The sequence below is a fragment of the Nocardioides jiangsuensis genome (genome assembly GCF_019679455.1).
Taxonomy (GTDB): Bacteria; Actinomycetota; Actinomycetes; order Propionibacteriales; family Nocardioidaceae; genus Nocardioides_C; species Nocardioides_C jiangsuensis.
Genome location: NZ_JAIEZQ010000001.1, coordinates 1600181 through 1617749, shown reverse-complemented (window position 1 = coordinate 1617749; position 17569 = coordinate 1600181). Strand labels below are relative to the sequence as shown.

At 72.9% G+C, this 17569-nt stretch carries 17 protein-coding genes; 2 read left to right on the top strand and 15 right to left on the bottom strand.

Features of this window, described 5'->3' with window-relative positions:
• Nucleotides 1-4 precede the first annotated feature (4 nt).
• From K1X13_RS07615 to K1X13_RS07600, 4 genes are read right to left on the bottom strand one after another with little or no spacing between them, the layout of a single operon-like run.
• The gene (locus tag K1X13_RS07615; RefSeq protein ID WP_221024331.1) at nucleotides 5-1057 is read right to left on the bottom strand and encodes a branched-chain amino acid ABC transporter permease; all 1053 of its coding nucleotides are present in this window, start codon (nucleotides 1055-1057) and stop codon (nucleotides 5-7) included.
• Nucleotide 1058: 1 nt separating this feature from the next.
• Nucleotides 1059-1937 carry a branched-chain amino acid ABC transporter permease gene (locus K1X13_RS07610; protein ID WP_221024330.1) on the bottom strand — a complete coding sequence of 293 codons (879 nt, stop codon included), beginning with the start codon at nucleotides 1935-1937 and terminating at the stop codon, nucleotides 1059-1061.
• 25 nt (nucleotides 1938-1962) lie between these two features.
• Nucleotides 1963-2667, bottom strand: a complete 705-nt coding sequence (locus tag K1X13_RS07605) for an ABC transporter ATP-binding protein (RefSeq protein ID WP_221024329.1) — start codon at nucleotides 2665-2667, stop codon at nucleotides 1963-1965.
• Between the two features lie 3 nt (nucleotides 2668-2670).
• Nucleotides 2671-3558, bottom strand: coding sequence for an ABC transporter ATP-binding protein (locus K1X13_RS07600; RefSeq protein WP_308249450.1), 888 nt, complete (start codon nucleotides 3556-3558; stop codon nucleotides 2671-2673).
• 155 nt (nucleotides 3559-3713) lie between these two features.
• On the opposite strand from K1X13_RS07600, the gene K1X13_RS07595 reads away from it, so the two are divergent.
• On the top strand, nucleotides 3714-4985 hold the full coding sequence (locus K1X13_RS07595; RefSeq protein ID WP_221024328.1) for a PucR family transcriptional regulator: 1272 nt from the start codon (nucleotides 3714-3716) through the stop codon (nucleotides 4983-4985).
• A 6-nt stretch (nucleotides 4986-4991) separates the two neighbouring features.
• Here the strand turns inward: K1X13_RS07595 and lipP1 are convergent, their stop codons facing one another.
• From lipP1 to K1X13_RS07580, 3 genes are read right to left on the bottom strand one after another with little or no spacing between them, the layout of a single operon-like run.
• On the bottom strand, nucleotides 4992-5930 hold the full coding sequence (gene lipP1 / locus K1X13_RS07590) for a LipP1 family hormone-sensitive lipase (RefSeq protein ID WP_221024327.1): 939 nt from the start codon (nucleotides 5928-5930) through the stop codon (nucleotides 4992-4994).
• Between the two features lie 27 nt (nucleotides 5931-5957).
• The gene (locus tag K1X13_RS07585; protein ID WP_221024326.1) at nucleotides 5958-7202 is read right to left on the bottom strand and encodes an acyl-CoA dehydrogenase family protein; all 1245 of its coding nucleotides are present in this window, start codon (nucleotides 7200-7202) and stop codon (nucleotides 5958-5960) included.
• 35 nt (nucleotides 7203-7237) lie between these two features.
• Nucleotides 7238-8389: an acyl-CoA dehydrogenase family protein gene (locus K1X13_RS07580; RefSeq protein ID WP_221024325.1), complete on the bottom strand. Its 1152-nt coding sequence runs from the start codon at nucleotides 8387-8389 to the stop codon at nucleotides 7238-7240.
• Nucleotides 8390-8532: 143 nt separating this feature from the next.
• On the opposite strand from K1X13_RS07580, the gene K1X13_RS07575 reads away from it, so the two are divergent.
• Nucleotides 8533-9159: a TetR/AcrR family transcriptional regulator gene (locus tag K1X13_RS07575; protein WP_221024324.1), complete on the top strand. Its 627-nt coding sequence runs from the start codon at nucleotides 8533-8535 to the stop codon at nucleotides 9157-9159.
• Between the two features lie 110 nt (nucleotides 9160-9269).
• On the opposite strand, the gene K1X13_RS07570 is transcribed toward K1X13_RS07575, so the two are convergent.
• The 8 genes from K1X13_RS07570 to K1X13_RS07535 all read right to left on the bottom strand — a co-directional run bounded on the left by K1X13_RS07570 (nucleotide 9270) and on the right by K1X13_RS07535 (nucleotide 17569).
• Nucleotides 9270-10538, bottom strand: coding sequence for an HNH endonuclease signature motif containing protein (locus tag K1X13_RS07570; RefSeq protein ID WP_221024323.1), 1269 nt, complete (start codon nucleotides 10536-10538; stop codon nucleotides 9270-9272).
• A 285-nt stretch (nucleotides 10539-10823) separates the two neighbouring features.
• A complete protein-coding gene (locus K1X13_RS07565; RefSeq protein ID WP_308249449.1) occupies nucleotides 10824-11948 on the bottom strand; it encodes an acyl-CoA dehydrogenase family protein in 1125 nt (374 codons plus the stop codon).
• Between the two features lie 77 nt (nucleotides 11949-12025).
• Nucleotides 12026-13228 carry an acyl-CoA dehydrogenase family protein gene (locus K1X13_RS07560; protein ID WP_221024321.1) on the bottom strand — a complete coding sequence of 401 codons (1203 nt, stop codon included), beginning with the start codon at nucleotides 13226-13228 and terminating at the stop codon, nucleotides 12026-12028.
• Entirely contained in the window at nucleotides 13225-14454 is a 1230-nt protein-coding gene (locus K1X13_RS07555) for an acyl-CoA dehydrogenase family protein (protein ID WP_221024320.1), read from the bottom strand. Before K1X13_RS07555 ends, K1X13_RS07560 begins: the two co-directional genes overlap by 4 nt.
• Complete coding sequence (locus K1X13_RS07550; protein ID WP_221024319.1) at nucleotides 14454-15497, bottom strand: phosphotransferase family protein; 1044 nt, start codon at nucleotides 15495-15497, stop codon at nucleotides 14454-14456. The genes K1X13_RS07555 and K1X13_RS07550 overlap by 1 nt, the downstream gene beginning before the upstream one ends.
• Nucleotides 15497-15949, bottom strand: a complete 453-nt coding sequence (locus K1X13_RS07545; protein ID WP_221024318.1) for a MaoC family dehydratase — start codon at nucleotides 15947-15949, stop codon at nucleotides 15497-15499. The genes K1X13_RS07550 and K1X13_RS07545 overlap by 1 nt, the downstream gene beginning before the upstream one ends.
• Nucleotides 15946-16707, bottom strand: a complete 762-nt coding sequence (fabG, locus tag K1X13_RS07540) for a 3-oxoacyl-ACP reductase FabG (RefSeq protein WP_221024317.1) — start codon at nucleotides 16705-16707, stop codon at nucleotides 15946-15948. The genes K1X13_RS07545 and fabG overlap by 4 nt, the downstream gene beginning before the upstream one ends.
• Before the next feature lie 73 nt (nucleotides 16708-16780).
• Complete coding sequence (locus K1X13_RS07535) at nucleotides 16781-17569, bottom strand: SDR family oxidoreductase (RefSeq protein ID WP_221024316.1); 789 nt, start codon at nucleotides 17567-17569, stop codon at nucleotides 16781-16783.

Sequence of the window (17569 nt, the reverse complement as noted above, 5' to 3'; positions counted from 1 at the left end):
CCTGTCATGCCGACGTCCCCCGCCTGGCCCACCACCCCCGCACGCTGCCCACGATCCCGGCCGGGGCGAGCAGGATCACGAGCATCATCACGAGGCCGTAGGCCAGCGGCGCGAGCTCGGCGGACTGCACGTCGCTGAGCCCCAGGTCGGCCCCGAAGCCGGTGGCCACCTGGGGAAGGAACGTGAGCAGGGCCGCGCCGATCAGCGCGCCGAGCAGGCTGCCGAGGCCGCCGAGCACCACCGCGGTGAGCAGGGTCAGCGAGAGCGTGAGCATGAAGCCGCTCGGCGCCGTGATCCGCACGGCCAGCGCCATCACACCGCCGGCCAGCCCCGCACAGGCGGTGCTCACGACGAAGGCGAGGACCCGGGCGCGCGCCAGGTTGATCCCGGCGATCTCGGCGGCGACCTCGTCGTCGCGGACCGCCCGCCAGGTCCGGCCGACCCGGCTGCGCGACAGGTTCGCGAGCAGCACGAAGGTGAGGACCAGCGCGATCCAGCCGATGTAGGCGACGTACCGGGTGGTCGTCATGTCGTTTGCGGTGAGGAAGAAGACCGCGTCGGCGAACCAGTCGGGGATCTCGGGCAGCAGCACGTTGAGCCCCTGCTCGCCGCCGAGGGTGTCGGTGAAGTACACGGCGATCCCGGGGACCGCGACCGCGAGGGCCAGCGTGGCACCGGCGAGGTAGGGCCCGTGCAGCCGGGCGGCGGCCACACCCACGACCGCGCCGACCAGCAGCGTCACGAGGGTCGCGACCACGAGCACACCGACGACGGGCAGCGCCGGCTCGGTGTCCTGGAGGAACAGCGCGGTGGTGTACGCCCCGATCGCCATGAAGGCGCCGTGGCCGAGCGAGAGCTGGCCGTTGAGGCCGGTGAGCACGGTGAGCCCGCCGGCGGCGATGCCGAGGTAGGCCATCGCGGTGAGCTGGCCGTTGCGGAAGGCGCTGGTGCTCTCGAGCACCAGGACGATGACCACCATCCCGGCGAGCGCGAGGACGAGGTGGCGCAGCAGGGTCGACTCGGAGACCCTGCTCAGGCGTGCGGGCAGCGCTGGCATGTCAGACCCTCCGCTCGGCCGCGTGGGAGAACAGGCCACCGGGTCTGAGCAGGAGCACCAGCATGAGGATCACCAGGGCCGCCAGCGCGACGAGCTCGGAGCCGACGTACCCGCTGACGAAGCTCAGCGACACCCCGAGCAGCAGCCCGCCGACCACCGCGCCCGCGGGGCTGTCGAGCCCGCCGAGCACCGCGGCGACGAAGCCGTAGACCACGACGGAGTCCATGTACGACGGGTGCACCAGGCTGCCGCCGGCGATGAGCAGCCCGGCGAGCGAGCCGACGAGCGCGGCGAGCGCCCAGCCCAGCGTGAGCATCCGGCCGACCTTCACCCCGAGCAGCCGGGCGACCTCGGCGTTGAAGGCCGAGGCCCGCATCATCAGCCCCAGGTCGGTGAGGCGGAACAGCGCGACGAGCAGCGCCATCACGACCAGCACCGCCACGATCGTGAAGATCCCGAAGCCGGTGATCGCGAGGTTCAGGTCGCCGACCTGGAAGCCGCGCAGGCCGAACGGCGCCGGGAAGGACCGGTAGCGCGACCCGAAGATCACCGCCGCCAGCGCGTGGATGACGATGAAGAGGCCGAGCGTGAGGATCACCGCGTTGATCTCGGACTTGCCCTCGACCGGTCGGACCACGACCCGCTCGACCACCGCGCCGAGCACGAGGCCGGCGACCAGCGCGACCGCGAACCCGATCCAGTAGGAGTAGCCGGCGTCGATGACGACGAGCGCGACGTAGGTCGTGATCATCGCCATCGGCGCCTGGGCGAAGTTGACGATCCGCGTCGAGCGCCAGATCAGCACGAGCGCCAGCGCGAAGGCGGCGTAGACCATGCCGAGGGTCAGCCCGGTCAACGCGGTGGTGAGGAACTGCTGCACGAGGTCTCCCGTGGTCGCGGTGCGGTCAGAATCCGAGGTAGGCGTGGCGGAGCTTCTCGTCGGCGGCGAGCGTGGCCGCGTCGTCGTGGACGATGAGCCGGCCGAGGTTGAGCACCACGCCGAAGTCGGCGATGGACAGGGCGCTGCGGGCGTTCTGCTCGACGAGGACGACGGTCAGCCCGTCGGACTCCACGAGGCCGCGCAGCAGGTCGAAGATCTGGGCCACGATCCGGGGCGCGAGCCCGAGGGACGGCTCGTCGAGGAGCAGCACCTTCGGGGTCGCCATCAGCGCCCGGCCGATGACGAGCATCTGCCGCTCGCCGCCGGAGAGCACGTGCGCGAGGGCGCGGCGCCGGTCGCTGAGCACCGGGAACAGCGTGTAGACCCGCTCGAGGTCGGCGGGCCGGGAGCGGTCGGCCCGGGCCAGCCCGCCGAGACGGAGGTTCTCCTCGACGGTGAGCTCGGTGATCACCCCGCGGCCTTCGGGGACGTGCGAGAGCCCGAGACCGGGCATGGCCTCGGCGGGGGTGCGGGTCAGGTCCGCGCCCTCGAGGTACGCCGCGCCGCGGGCGGGGCGGATCAGCCCCGAGACGGTGCGCAGCAGCGTGGTCTTCCCCGCGCCGTTGGCGCCGAGCACGGCGGTGATCTTGCCGCGCGGGGCCTCGAAGGACACCCCGTCGAGTGCCTTCACCGGCCCGTAGGAGGTGGTCAGGTCCTGCACCTGCAGCATGGCTCAGCCTCCGACCGGGTCGTTGTGTCCGGGGTGCCCGGCGGTGGCGGCCGGTCCGTCCGCAGGTCCGTCCGCGGGGGCGTCCTCGTGGTGGCCGACCTCGTCGCCGAGGTAGGCGGCGAGCACGGCGGGGTCCCGCCGGACCTCCTCCGGACCGCCACGGGCGATCACCCGGCCGAAGTCGAGGACGACGATGTCGTCGCAGACGCTCATCACCAGGTCCATATGGTGCTCGACGAGCATCACCGACATCCGACCGGCGAGCCCGCGGATGAGCGCGCCGAGCTCGTCCATCTCATCGTTGGAGAGCCCGCTGGCCGGCTCGTCGAGCAGCAGCAGGTCGGGCTCGCTGACCAGGGCACGGGCGAGGGCGACGCGCTTGCGGACCGGGTAGGGCAGGCTCGTGGGGAGCCGCGCGGCGTGGTCGGCGATGCCGAGCTCGGAGAGGACGGCCAGCGCCCGCTCGCGCAGGGCCCGCTCCTCCGTGCCGCTGCGCGGCAGGGCGAGCAGCGCGGAGAGGAAGCCGGACCGGGCGTGCCGGTCGGCGCCGACCATGACGTTCTCGAGGACGCTCATCCGGTCGAAGAGCCCGAGACCCTGGAGGGTGCGGCCGATGCCGAGGCCGGCGAGCTGGTGGGGCCGGAGCCCGGTGAGCTCGCGGCCCTGCCAGTGCAGCGTGCCGGCGTCGGGCTGCACGAAGCCGCAGGCGACGTTGAACAGCGTGGTCTTGCCCGCGCCGTTCGGACCGATCACCCCGAGCACCTGCCGCGGCGCGACGTCGAGGGAGACCCCGGTGAGAGCCTTGATGCCACCGAACGCCACGTCGACCCCGGTCATGGCGAAGGCGCTCGTGGTGTCCTGCTGCGTGGCTGTGACGGCCTGCTCGCTCACACGATCTCCCGGGATCCGGTGGTTGTGACCGGCACCACTTTGGTCTCTGCGCACAGAAAGCGATATGGACGCAGCGCACAGGAAGGGTCGTGCGAAACGCCCCAAATAGTGGTCGGAGGCTGGTCGAACTGTGCACTCGGTGCGAACCTGTCCCCATGGAACCCTCTCGCGCCTCGACCGGGGCCAGGCCCGCCGGCGGCTCCCGGCCGGTCGTGGACGAGGAGCTGGAGGAGCAGATCAGGAACGCCTGGGCGTCCCTGCTCGGCAGTGCGGACGCGATCGCGGACGACATCGCGCTGACCCTGCTGGAGAAGGACCGGGAGTGGTACGACAAGGCCGGCCCCGAGCTGCGCGCCGACGTCCGCTCCAACACCCGCGAGCACGTCCGCCGCGGGATCCGGACCATGGCCGGCATCGCCGACCCCGAGGAGCGCGCGGTCCACGTCTGGCGCGACACCGGGCGGCGGCGTGCGCGGCAGGGCGTCCCGATGGAGTTGGTGCTCAACGCCTACAGCCTCGGCACCCGGGTGCTGTGGGAGGCGCTGCTCGAGCAGAGCCGCGCCGACCGGCTGCACGTCGACGACCACGTGCTGCTGATGGCCGGCCAGCGGGTGTGGAACGCGCTCGACGTGCAGAACGCCACCCTGGTCGAGTCCTACCGGCGCGAGAGCGCACGGCTCCAGCGTCGCGACCTGCAGCGCCAGCAGAGCTTCCTCGACGGCCTGGTGGAGGGGCGGGGCGCCGATCCCGGCTTCGCCAGCGAGGCGCGGGACATCCTCGGGGTCGGCGTGGACGAGCCGGTGGTCTGCGTCGTGGCGCCGTTCGACGGCTCGCTCGACGAGCCGCTGCGGGCGCCCGAGGACCGGCTGGAACGGGCCGGGGTGGTCTCGCACTGGCACGTGCGCGGAGGCACCTACTTCGGGCTGGTCGCCACCGGGGAGCACGGCGTCCGGCAGACGGTGACCCTGCTCGAGCCGTGCGTGGCGGGCCGGGTCGGCGTCGCCCCGTCCGCGGAGGGGGTCGCCGGGTTCGCGACGGCCTACCAGCTGGCCGCGCGAGCCGCCGAGACCGTCCCCCGCGGCGCCCAGCAGCTGGTGTCGGTGACCGAGCGGCTGCCCGAGGTGCTGCTCAGCGGCAGCCCGGAGGTCACCTCGGTGCTGCTCTCGGTCACGGTCGGCCCGGTCCTGGCGCTGCCCCCGCAGCAGGCCGAGGTGCTGCTGGAGACGCTGGGCGCGCTGGTCGACCACAACGGCTCCCCCACGCATGCCGCGGAGGCGTTGTTCTGCCACCGGAACACGGTGATCTACCGGCTCAAGCAGATCGAGGCGCTGACCGGACGCAGCCTGGCCGACGCGCGCGACCGGCTGCTGCTGGCGCTGGGCCTGGTCGCGGTGGGTGCCCGTCGCGCCGCCGACGCCGACGGCTGACCCTCCTCAACCCCCCAGCAGCTCCGCGAACCGTTCGCAGGTCTCGTCGACCGCCTTCTGGGCACCCGGGGAGAACAGCCCCATGTCGAAGAACCCGTGGATCATCCCGTCGAACCGCCGTACGTCGACCCGCACCCCCGACGCACGCAGCCGCTCGGCGTACGCCTCGCCCTCGTCGCGCAGCGGGTCGAACTCCGCGGTGACCACGACCGCGGGCGGGAGCCCGCCGAGGTCCTGGGCGCGCAGCGGGGACAGCCGCGGGTCGTCGAGGCGGTCGTGCCCGCCGGCGTAGTGGCCCATGAACCAGGCCATCGTGGGCAGGTCGAGGAAGTAGCCGGTGCCGTTCTCGGCGCGGGAGGGGAACTCCCCGAGGACGTCGACCGCGGGGTAGACCAGCAGCTGGGCGGCGATCGCGGGACCGCCCGTGTCCCGGGCGTGCTGCGCGACGACCGCGGCGAGGTTGCCGCCCGCACTGTCGCCGGCCACCGCGAGCCGGTCGTCCCCGCCGAGGTCGGCGAGGTGCTCCGCGACCCACGCCGTGGCGGCGACCGCGTCGTCCACGGCCGCGGGGAACGGCGCCTCGGGGGCGAGCCGGTAGTCAACCGAGACCACGACCGCCCGGGCGTCGCGGCAGATGCTGCGCGCGGCGTTGTCGTGGGTGTCCAGGTCGCCGACCACCCAGCCGCCGCCGTGGAAGAGGACCACGGTGGGCACCGGCCCGCTCTCCTCGGGGCGGTAGACCCGGGCGGCGAGGTCGCCGGGGGGACCCGGGACGGCGACCTCCTCGACGCTCGCCACCGGCACCACCTGGTGCGCCTGGCGGGCGTCGACGGAGAGCTTGCGGAAGGCGGCGCGGGCCTCGGCCGGCGTCCCCTCGGACATCGGGGGCGCCGCCGCGGTCTCCATCATCTGGAGCAGTCCGGCGAGGTGCGGGTCGACGGGCATGGGGTTCCTCTCGATCTGTCGCGACGGTTACCGGAAGGCTCCGTGGCCGGTGAGGGCCTGGCCGATGACGAGCTGGTGGACCTCGGAGGTGCCCTCGTAGGTGAGCACGGACTCCAGGTTGTTGGCGTGCCGCATCAGCGGGTACTCCAGGGTGATCCCGGCCGCGCCGAGGATGGTGCGGCACTCCCGGGCGATCGCGATCGCCTCCCGGACGTTGTTCAGCTTGCCCAGCGACACCTGCTCGGGGCGCAGCCGCCCGGCGTCCTTCAAAGCGCCGAGGTGCAGCGCGAGCAGCATCCCCTTCCCGAGCTCGAGGGTCAGGTCGGCCAGCTTGGCCTGGGTCAGCTGGTAGGCGGCGAGCGGCTTGTCGAAGATCTCGCGCTCGCCGGCGTAGGCGATCGTGGTCTCCAGGCAGTCCCGGGCCGCGCCCAGGGCACCGAACACGATCCCGTACCGGGCCTCGTTCAGGCACGACAGCGGCCCGGACAACCCCCTGGCCCCGGGCAGCACCGCGTCCGCGGGCAGCCGCACCCCGTCCAGGACCAGCTCGGAGGTGACGCTGGCGCGCAGCGACATCTTCCGGGTGATCTCCGGGGCGGAGAACCCGGGGGTGTCGGTGGGCACCACGAACCCGCGGACCACCGGCCCACCCCGCCCGTCGCCGGTGCCGTTGCCGTCGCCGGTGCCGTCGCCGGTGTCGTCGTCGGGGTCGGTCTGGGCCCAGACCACCGCGACGTCGGCGACCGACCCGTTGGTGATCCACATCTTCGACCCCGACAGCACCCAGTCCCCGCCCGGGTCCCGGCGGGCGCGGGTGCGCATCCCGGCCGGGTTGGACCCGAAGTCGGGCTCGGTCAGCCCGAAGCAGCCGATCGCCTCACCGGCGGCCATCGCCGGCAGCCACGCCTGCTTCTGCTCCTCGCTGCCGTGCCGGTAGATCGCATACATCGCCAGCGACCCCTGCACGCTGACCAGCGACCGCAGCCCGGAGTCGCCGGCCTCCAGCTCCATGCACGCCAACCCGTACGCGGTCGCCGAGGTGCCCGCGCAGCCGTAGCCGTCCAGGTGCATGCCCAGCACCCCCAACGACCCGAGCTCCCTGGCCAGGTCCCGCACCGGCAACGCCGCCGCCTCGTACCAGCCCGCCACCTCCGGCCGGACCCGCTGCTCCACGAACCGGGCCACCGTGTCCCGGATCGCCAGCTCCTCCTCCCCGACCAACGCATCGGTACCGAACAGGCCAAGCGGGGACTGGGGGGTCTTGCGAGCCATAGGGGGACTGCCTTTCGAGGAGGGGAACGCAGCGGTCAGAGGAAGGCGTTGACGCCGGTCTCGGCGCGCCCGATGAGGAGCTTCTGGATCTGGCTGGTGCCTTCGTAGAGCGTCATCACGCGGGCGTCGCGCATGTACTTCTGCACCGGGTAATCGTCGACGTACCCGTAGCCGCCGTACACCTGGATGGCGAGGTTCGCGGCGCGGACGGCGGCCTCGGAGGCGAACAGCTTCGCCTTGGAGGCGGCGACTCCGTACGGCTCGCCCCGCTCGATCAGGTCCGCGGCGCGCCAGGTGAGCAGCCGCGCCGCGTCGGCGTCGACGGAGATGTCGGCGACCATGTCCTGGACCATCTGGAACGAGGCCAGCGGGCGGCCGAACTGGGTGCGCTCGGTGCTGTAGGAGACGACCGCCTCGAGGCAGCCCTGGATGATCCCGACGCAGCCCGCGGCGACCGAGACGCGGCCCTTGTCGAGCGACTGCATCGCGACCGTGAACCCCTCCCCCTCGGCGCCGAGCATCGCGCTCGCCGGCACGCGCACGTCGTCGAGGGCGATCTCGGCGGTGGCCTGGCCGCGCAGGCCGAGCTTGCCCTTGATCTCGGTGCGGCCGAAGCCGGGGGTGTCGGTGGGGACCAGGAAGGCCGAGACGCCCTTGGGTCCCGCCTCGCCAGTCCGCGCGAACACCAGGCAGACGTCGGCCCAGGTGCCGTTGGTGATGAAGATCTTGGCGCCGTTGAGCACGTAGTCGTCACCGTCCCGCGTGGCGCGGGTGCGGAGGTTGCCGGCGTCCGACCCGGTGTCGGGCTCGGTGAGGCCGAAGCAGCCGAGCAGGGTGCCGGCGGCGATGCCGGGCAGCCACCGCTGCTTCTGCTCCTCGGTGCCGTGCGCCAGGACCGACTTGCCGACCAGACCCATCGAGACCGAGACGATCCCCCGCACGGACGAGTCGGCGCGCCCGAGCTCCTCCATGCCGAGGCAGTAGGTGAGGTAGTCGCCACCGAGGCCGCCGTACTCCTCGGGGATGGTCAGCCCGAAGAAGCCGATCTCGCCGAGCGCGGGGATGATCGCGGTGTCGACGGACTCGGCGCGGTCCCAGGCGGCCCGGTGCGGCACGACCTCCTTGTCGAGGAACTCGCGCGCGAGCGCCTGGAAGTTGCGCTGGTCCTCCGTCAGGGCCAGGTCCATGTGGCTTCCTCCGAGCTTGTGTGGGGTCTTGGTGCGCCGTCCGGCCGGCGCGGCTCCACCTGGACGCCGGAACTTACCGAACGGTGTTAGGTTGGTGTCCACGCTAACCTTACGCCGTTAGTTTTCACAAGAGGTGAGATGCGATGCCGCGCCCCAGTACGCCGCTGCTCAGCCGTGACCGGATCCGCGACACGGCGTTGCGGCTCATCGACGCCGACGGGCTCGACACGCTGTCCATGCGGCGGCTCGCTGCCGAGCTGGGGGTGCAGGCGGCCTCGCTGTACAGCCACTACCCCACCAAGGACCACGTGCTCGACGCGGTCGCGAACCTGCTCACCCGGCAGGTCGACGCCTCCGGGTTCGCCGACGGCGACTGGCGGACCGGGCTGCGGACGTGGGCGCGCTCCTACCGCGACGCGCTCGCCTCGCACCCGAACGCGGTACCGCTGGTCGCGTCCGGGGCAGGGCAGCGCGACGACTTCCTGGCGATGGCGAACGCGGTGCACGGCGGCCTCGTTCAGGCCGGCTGGCCGCCCCGCTACGCCACGATGATCGCGGGTTCGGTGAAGTACCTGGTGATCGGCGCCGCCTCGACGCCGTTCGCGAGCGGCTTCGCCGACGACGTGCAGGTGTACCTGGACCGCTACCCCAACCTCACCCAGGCCCACCGGCTCCGGGCGGACGCCGAGCGCATCGACCACGACAGCTTCGAGCTCGGCCTGGACGCGCTGGTCCGCGGCCTGGAGGACGTCTACCGCTCCGTCGCCTGATCATCGGCGGTGGCCTACGTCCTCCGGGGGAAGCCTCGACCTGAGCACGTGCTTGCAGCGTGGCTGCGCCGTGTCCAGGGCCTACGTCCGTCGATGGAAGCGGAGCCGACCTACGTCCGTCGGTGGATGCGGAGCCGACCGTCGGGTTGTCGCTGGGCGGTGTACCCGCGGTCGTGGGCGACGTGGTGGTGCCATGAGCACAGGAGACGCCCCTGCGCGACGTTCGTGGCGCCGCCGCCTGCCCACGGCGTCTCGTGGTGCGCCTCGGTCCACCCCGGCGGGCGGTCGCAGCCCTCGGCGGAGCAGCCGCCGTCGCGCTGGGCAAGAGCGAGTCGCTGGTACCGCGTGTGGAAGCGCCGCTCGCGGCCGACGTCGAGCGGCATCGAGTCACCGCCGAGCACCAGCGGGATGATGCCCGCGTCGCAGGCGAGGCGGCGGGCCTCGGCGGCCGAGATGCGACCGCCCGTGTCGAGACCGGCCGCCCCGAGCCCGGAGACGAGGTCGGCGTAGTCGATCGTGACCACGATGGTGGCGGACAGTCCGCCGCAGCGAGGAAGTGTGTCGGTCGGCAGGTGCTCGATCAGCTCCATGAACCCGTGCCCGAGCAGGGTCGCGTGCGGGATCTTCTGCCCCTCGGCGTCGACCCGGCCTTCGGGACCGATCCTGCGCGGCGAGGTCAGTGCGTGCAGCGCCTTCTGCAGCATCTGGGCGTGCAGCGACGGGAGCTTGAAGCTGCCGGTGCAGCTGCCGTCGCCGTTGTCCCGCAGGGAGAACCGGGCGGTGCGGCGGGCCTCCCGCTCCTCGTCCTCGAGCTTCTTGCCCTCCTGCTCGTCGGCCGCGTCCGGGTCGATCACCTCGAACAGCCGGCGGCCCAGGATCCGCAGCGCCTTGGCGTCGAAATGCTCGGCCTGGGCGACGAGGTGGGCCTCGGCGCGCCCCCGGTCATGCGCCGGGACTCGGTCGGGCAGGTCGAGCACTGCCCGGACGATCACCCGAGCCTGCTCCTCGTTCAGCCGCCCTCGGGCGAGGGCAGCTCGCGTCGTCTCGAAGGACGTGTCGAGGTGCTCCGCGAGCCGTAGGTCGGAGCCCGTCCGGACCCTGGTCTCCTTCGTTCTGTGGGCCAGCCACGCCGCCGCGGAGGAGGCGGCCGTGCCGGCGCCGACGTCGTTCTTCTCCGCCGCCGCGAGCACCCGCAACCGGAGCTCGGTGAGCCGCGCCTGGGCGGTGGTCAGCGCGACCAGCGCTTCCCTCTGCTCCGCAGCAGTCATCGACCAGGCAGGCGACGTCGCCACGCCGTCGAGTGCTCCGAGGAGCGCGTCCGCGCATCGGGCGACGGCGTGTGCCTGCCCGGTGGCGGGTGCGTCCTCGGTGATGTCCACGTCCCCACGCTAGGAGCGCGCCCGCTCCCCTGTCCGAACGCCCTTTCGAGCTGGGGAGCCTTTCCTCACCGCACCGTCTGTGGACGCTTTCTGGCCGGCCTCGACCGCATCCGTGGTTCGGATCTGGTCAGACTCGGCGCCGCCGGTACCCAGCGCCGTCTTCATCACGGCTGCCCCGCGCGGCGTCGCATCATTGCCGGGCCTCAGCGAAGTGGAGGAGCACTGTTGCCGCGCAGCTCTGCGCTCGGTTCTGGCCTGGCCCGGGCGCAGCGAGGTAGCGGCGGGTCAGGCGGGGAGGTCCACCAGCTCACCGAGCAGAGCCCGGTGCCGGCCCGGGGTGCCGAAGGTGATCTGGTCCGCCTTCGCGCGCTTGAGGTACAGGTGCGCCGGGTGCTCCCAGGTCATCCCGATCCCGCCGTGCAGCTGGACGCACTCCTCCGCCGCACGTACCGCCGCACCCGAGCAGTAGGCCTGCGCGACCGAGGCGGCGACGGTGCGGTCCGGGTCCTGCTCGGCTGCCGTCACGGCGGCGTGGCGTGCCGCGGCGGACGCGGACTCCACCACGACGTACAGGTCCGCGAGCCGGTGCTTGATCGCCTGGAACCCGCCGACCACACGACCGAACTGCCGGCGCTCGAGCAGGTAGCCGACCGTGGCGGACAGGCACCACTGCGCGACCCCGAGCTGCTCCGACGCCATCAGCGCGGCCCCGGTCTCCAGCGCCAGGCGTACGGCGTCGGCGCCGGCGTCGGCACCGACGACCAGCTCGCCGCGGACCCCGTCGAGCGTGACGTCGGCGAGCGGCCGCGTCATGTCGAGCGACACCACGTGGTCGACCCGGGCGGCCGACGCCTCGACCGCGTGGAGCGCGACCCCGCCGCCGGTGGCGACGGGCACCACGAGCACGTCCGCTTCGACGGCGCCCGCCACGCTGGTGACCCGTCCGTGCAGGGTGCCGTCCTCCTGCACGCGTACGACCGGCCGGAACCCGGCCGCGTCCGCGGAGAGCGGGACGACCAGCGCGGCCGTCCGCTCGCCGGCCGCGAGGCGGACCAGCAGGTCGTCGTCCATCGAGGCGAGCAACGCGGTCGTCGCGACCACGGCGCTGGTGAGGAACGGCACCGGTGCGGCGAAGCGGCCGAGCTCCTCGAGCACGACCGCGGCCTCGCGCGCGGACGCGCCCGCACCCCCGCGCTCCTCGGGGACCAGCAGTCCGGCCAGGCCGAGGTCGACCGCGAGGGCCTTCCACAGCGTCGCCGTGAGCGAGCGGTCGCCGTCGTAGGCCGCGACCACCGCGTCTGGGGTGCAGCGCGCGGTGAGCAGGTCGCGCACGCTGGCGCGCAGCGCGTCCTCGACGTCGGTGTAGAGCAGGTCGAGCCCGCCGCCGGAAGGTGCCGCGGCGGCATCCACACCCGCGGGGTCGCCGGCAGCCGAAGCGGCAGCCGAAGCAGCGGCCGGGGTCGGGACAGCACTCGTCGGAGGAGTCGTCATCGCGGGAGGTCCTTCCAGGGGATGTCCTTGTCGACCCGAGGCTCGGAGGGCAGCCCGAGTACCCGCTCGGCGACGATGTTGCGCAGGATCTCCGAGGTGCCTCCCTCGATCGAGTTGCCCTTGGCGCGCAGGTACCGGTAGCCGGCGTCGCGGCCGGTGAACTCCACGATGTCGGGCCGGGTCATCGTCCACTCGTCGTACCGCAGCCCCTCCTCGCCGAGCAGCTCGAGCTCGAGCCCGCTCAGCTCCTGGGCCAGCCGGGCGAAGGTCAGCTTCATCGCCGAGCCCTCCGGCCCGGGTTCACCCACCGCGAGCTTCTGCCGCAGCCGCTGGCCGGTCAGCCGCGCGACCTCGGCCTCGACCCACAGCGACAGCAGCCGGTCGTGCAGCTCGGGGGTGCGCAGCTCGGGGCGTTCACGCCAGGTGCGCGCGACCACGCCGGCCATCCCGCTCTCGCGGGGCGCGGCGTGGCCGCCGATCGCGACCCGCTCGTTCATCAGGGTGGCGTTGGCGACCCGCCACCCCTCGCCCACGGCGCCGAGCCGGTGCGCGTCGGGGATCCGGACGTCGGAGAGGAAGACCTCGTTGAACTCGGCCTCGCCAGTGATCTGGCGCAGCGGGCGCACGTCGACGCCCGGGTCGGTCATGTCGCACACGAAGTAGGTCAGCCCCGCATGCTTCGGCACCCCCGGGTCGGTCCGGGCGACGAGGATCGCCCAGCGTGCCTTGTGGGCGCTCGAGGTCCACACCTTCTGCCCGTTGACCACCCACGTCCCCGGGTCGTGGGGGTCCGGGACGGCGCGCGTGCCGACTGCGGCGAGGTCGGACCCGGCGCCCGGCTCGCTGAACAGCTGGCACCACACCTCCTCCCCCGTCCACAGCGGCCGGAGGAAGGTCCGACGCTGCTCGTCGGTGCCGAAGGTGAGGATGGTCGGGGCGGCCATGCCGAGGCCGATCCCGTTCCGTCGCGGGTCGTTGTCCGGCGCGCCCGCGCGGGCGAGCAGCTCGTCGACGTACCCCTGGAGGCTGCGCGGCAGGCCGAGCCCGCCGAGCCCCTCGGGGAAGTGCACCCACGCCAGCCCCGCGTCGAAACGGGCGCGCAGGAAGTCGAGCCGATCGCTCGTCGCGGGGTCGTGCGCGGCGAGCAGTGCCTCGACCCGGCCGCGCAGGTCGGCGAGCTGGCCGGCGGACTCGCTCACGCGTTCCTCGCCGCGGCCTGGCGCTTGAGCTCGTTGCGGGCCAGCGCGTTCTTGTGCACCTCGTCCGGGCCGTCGGCGAAGCGGAGCGTGCGGATGCCGGCGAACGACGACGCGAGCGGGAAGTCCTGGCTCAGGCCGCCGGCACCGTGCACCTGGATCGCCTTGTCGAGGATCCACTCGACGGTCTTCGGGGTGGCGATCTTGATCGCCTGGATCTCGGTGTGCGCGCCCTTGTTGCCGACGGTGTCCATCAGCCACGCGGTCTTGAGCACCAGCAGCCGCAGCTGCTCGAGGCGCACCCGGGACTCGGCGATCCAGTCGCGTACGACGCCCTGGTCGGCGATCGGCTTGCCGAAGGCCACCCGCTCCGACGCCCGGGCGCACATCAGCTCGATGGCGCGCTCGGCGACCCCGATCGAGCGCATGCAGTGGTGGATCCGGCCGGGACCGAGCCGCGCCTGCGCGATGGCGAACCCGTCGCCCTCGCCGCCGATCAGGTTCGTGGCCGGGACCCGGACGTCGCGGAACACGAGCTCGGCGTGGCCGCCGTGGTCGCGGTCGTCGTACCCGAAGACCTCCATGCCGCGCTCGATGGTCAGCCCCGGGGTGTCGCGGGGCACCAGGATCTGGCTCTGCTGCCGGTGCCGGTCGGCGGTCGGGTCGGTCTTGCCCATCACGATCAGGATCTGCGCGTCGGGGTTCATCGCCCCGGTGATCCACCACTTGCGCCCGTTGACGACGTAGTCGTCCCCGTCGCGCTCGATACGGGTGCTGATGTTCGTGGCGTCGGAGGAGGCGACGTCGGGCTCGGTCATCGCGAACGCGGACCGGATCTGGCCGTCGAGGAGCGGCTCGAGCCACTGCTTCTTCTGCTCGTCGGTGCCGAACATCGCGAGCACCTCCATGTTGCCCGTGTCGGGCGCGGCGCAGTTCAGCGCGGCCGGGGCGATGTGGCCGCTGCGGCCGGTGATCTCGGCGAGCGGCGCGTACTGGAGGTTGGTGAGCCCGGCGCCGTGGTCGCCGGGGAGGAAGAGGTTCCACAGCCCCCGCGACCGGGCCTCGGCACGCAGCTCCGCGAGGACCGGCACCCGGGTCCAGGCCCACGGGTTCTCCAGCTCGCGCATCTGCTCGGCGAAGACGGGCTCGGCCGGGTAGACCCGCTCGTCCATGAAGGCGAGCAGCCTCTCGCGCAGCTCCTCGGTCGTGGCGTCGTAGGCGAACTCCATCAGCGGTGCTCCTTCATCGAGGCGTTTCCGGCGGCGATCAGCGGCTCGACCATGGCGCCGACGGTGTCGAACCCGGCGCCCACGGTCTGCCCGTGCGTGTAGCGGTAGTGGATGCCCTCGAGGATGACCGCGAGCTTGAAGTGGGCCAGGCCGAGGTAGAAGCCGATGTCGGACAGGTCCCGGTCGCTGCCCGCGGCGTACCGCTCCAGCATCGCGTCGTCGTGCAGGAAGCCGGGGGCCCGGGACGCGTCGGCGACGGCGCTCCCGGAGTCGAGGGAGGCCATGCGTTGGTAGACCAGCAGGAGCGCCACGTCGGTGAGCGGGTCGCCGAGGGTGGCCATCTCCCAGTCGATCACCGCGGCCACCCGGTCGCCGTCGTCGACGAGCAGGTTGTCGAGCCGGTAGTCGCCGTGCACGATGCCGGGCGCGGACTCCTCGGGCAGGCGCTCCGAGAGGCTCGCGAAGAGCTCGTCGGCCCCGCGCAGCTCCCGGCTCCGCGAGGAGTCGAGCTGCTTCTTCCAGCGCCGTACCTGGCGGGCCAGGAAGCCCTCCGGACGCCCGAAACCGTCCAGCCCGACCTCGCCCGGGTCGACGCGGTGCAGCGCCGCGAGGGTGTCGACCATCCGGGCCGAGATGGTGGCGGTGCGCTCGGCCCCGAGGGGCTCGAGCTGGGAGGCGAGCCGGTACGGCGTCCCCTCCACCCGTTCCATCACGTAGAACGGGGCGCCGAGCACGTCGGGGTCCTCGCACAGGGCGTACGTCGCGGGCACCGGGACGTCGGTCGGCAGGAGCGCCGTCATCACCCGGTACTCGCGCCCCATGTCGTGCGCGGTCGCCAGCACGTGACCGAGCGGCGGCCGGCGCACGATCCACCGGTGCTCGCCGTCGGTGACCTCGTAGGTGAGGTTGGACTTGCCGCCGGCGATCACCTCCGCACGCAGCGGAGCGGTCACCGCACCCGGCCGGACGGACTCGAAGAACGTCTCGAACCGGGTCAGGTCCAGGCCGGGCGGGTCGACGGCGCCGGTGCGCTGCTCGGGCATCAGTCGACCAGGACCGAGACGGTCTCGGCGACACAGGCCGGCTTGTCGCTGCCCTCGAGCTCGATGGTGACCCGCACCGTGGCCTGCGCGCCCTGCGGCCCGCGCACGAGCTCGAGCAGCTCCGCGCCGCCGCGGACCCGCGAGCCCACCGGGACCGGCGCGGGGAACCGCACCTTGTTGGAGCCGTAGTTCACGCCCATCCGGAGGCCCTCGACGGTGTAGATCTGCCAGACCAGGGACGGGACCAGCGACAGGGTCAGGTAGCCGTGCGCGATCGTCGTGCCGAACGGCCCTTGGGCAGCCTTCTCGGGGTCGACATGGATCCACTGGTGGTCACCGGTCGCGTCGGCGAACAGGTTGACCTGCTCCTGGGTGATCGTCTGCCAGTCGCTGTACCCGAGGTGGGTGCCGACCGCCTTCTCGAGCTCGTCGAGTCCGTGGAAGGTCCTCATGCGCGCGGACCTCCTGCGACGTAGATGACCTGCCCGGAGACGAAGGAGGCGTCCTCGCGGGCGAAGAACGACACCGTCGCGGCGATGTCCTCGGGCTGGCCGACCCTGGCGACCGGGATCTGCGCGGCGGCCGCGGCCTTGAACTCCTCGAACGGCACCCCGACCCGGCGGGCGGTGTCGGCGGTCATCTCGGTCTCGATGAACCCGGGCGCGATCGCGTTGGCGGTGACGCCGAACTTGCCGAGCTCGATCGCCAGGGTCTTGGTGAAGCCCTGCAGGCCCGCCTTCGCGGCGGCGTAGTTGGCCTGGCCGCGGTTGCCGAGCGCCGAGACGCTGGACAGGTTCACGATGCGGCCCCAGCCGGCCTCGGTCATGTACTTCTGGGTGGCCTTGCTCATCAGGAACGAGCCGCGCAGGTGCACGTTCATCACCGCGTCCCAGTCGTCGGTGGTCATCTTGAACAGCAGGTTGTCGCGGGTGATGCCGGCGTTGTTGACCAGCACCGTCGGCGCGCCGAGCTCCTCGGCGACCCTGGTCACCGCGGTCTGCACGGCCTGCTCGTCGGCGACGTCGACGCCCACGGCGAGCGCGCGGCCACCGGCGGCCTCGATCTCGGAGACCACCGGGCCGCAGGCGGCCTCGTCGAGGTCGAGGACCGCGACGGCGAACCCGTCCTGGCTGAGCCGGCGGGCGACGGCCGCGCCGATGCCGCGGGCTGCTCCGGTGACGATGGCGGTGCGGGTGGTCTGGTCGTTCACGTGCTCTCCTCGTGCTGGGCGGGTGTACGTCGGTCGGGTCGACGGTCGTACGGGTGGTCCGGGTCCTTAAGTCTCAGCCGTCGCCGTGGGCGGCCGGGGTGTCGAGGCGTCGCTGGAGCTTGCGCATCCCGGCGAGCCAGTGGTCGGTGTGCGCGGCGCGGTGCTCGTAGTAACCCTGGACCTCCGGGTGCGGGAGGACCAGGAACCGGTCGTCCTGGAAGGCTTCCCAGACGGCGTCGGCGACCTGCTCCGGCTCGAGCGCGGTGTCGTGGCTGAGCAGGTCCTTGAGCGGTCCTGCCGCCTCGAGCATCCGGGTGCGCACGCCCTGCGGGCAGATGGCGTGCACCGTCACGCCGCGGTGACCGTAGGTGGCCGACAGCCACTCGGCGAAGGCGACCGCGGCGTGCTTGGTGACGGAGTACGGCGCGCTGCCGAGCATGGTCAGCAGGCCGGCGGCCGACGCGGTGACCACGAAACGGCCCCCGCCGGACTCCAGCCAGCGCGGGACCAGCAGGCGCGCCGCGCGGACGTGGGCCATCACGTTGACCTCGTGCGCCCGGGCCCAGTCGGCCTCCGGGGTGTCGAGGCCGGCGCCGAGGTCGATCCCGGCGTTGGCGAAGTAGACGTCGACCGCCCCGAGCCGCTCGGTCGCGTCCTCGACGAGCGCGGCGACCCCCGCCTCGGTGGCGGCGTCACCGGGGACGGCGTGGCCGCCGATCTCCTCGGCGACCGCGGTCACCGCCTCGGCGTCGAGGTCGTTGACCACGACCTGCGCCCCCTCGGCCGCCATCCGGCGTGCGATCGCCCGGCCGATGCCGTGCCCGGCGCCGGTGACCACGACGCCCCGGCCGCGAACGTCCAC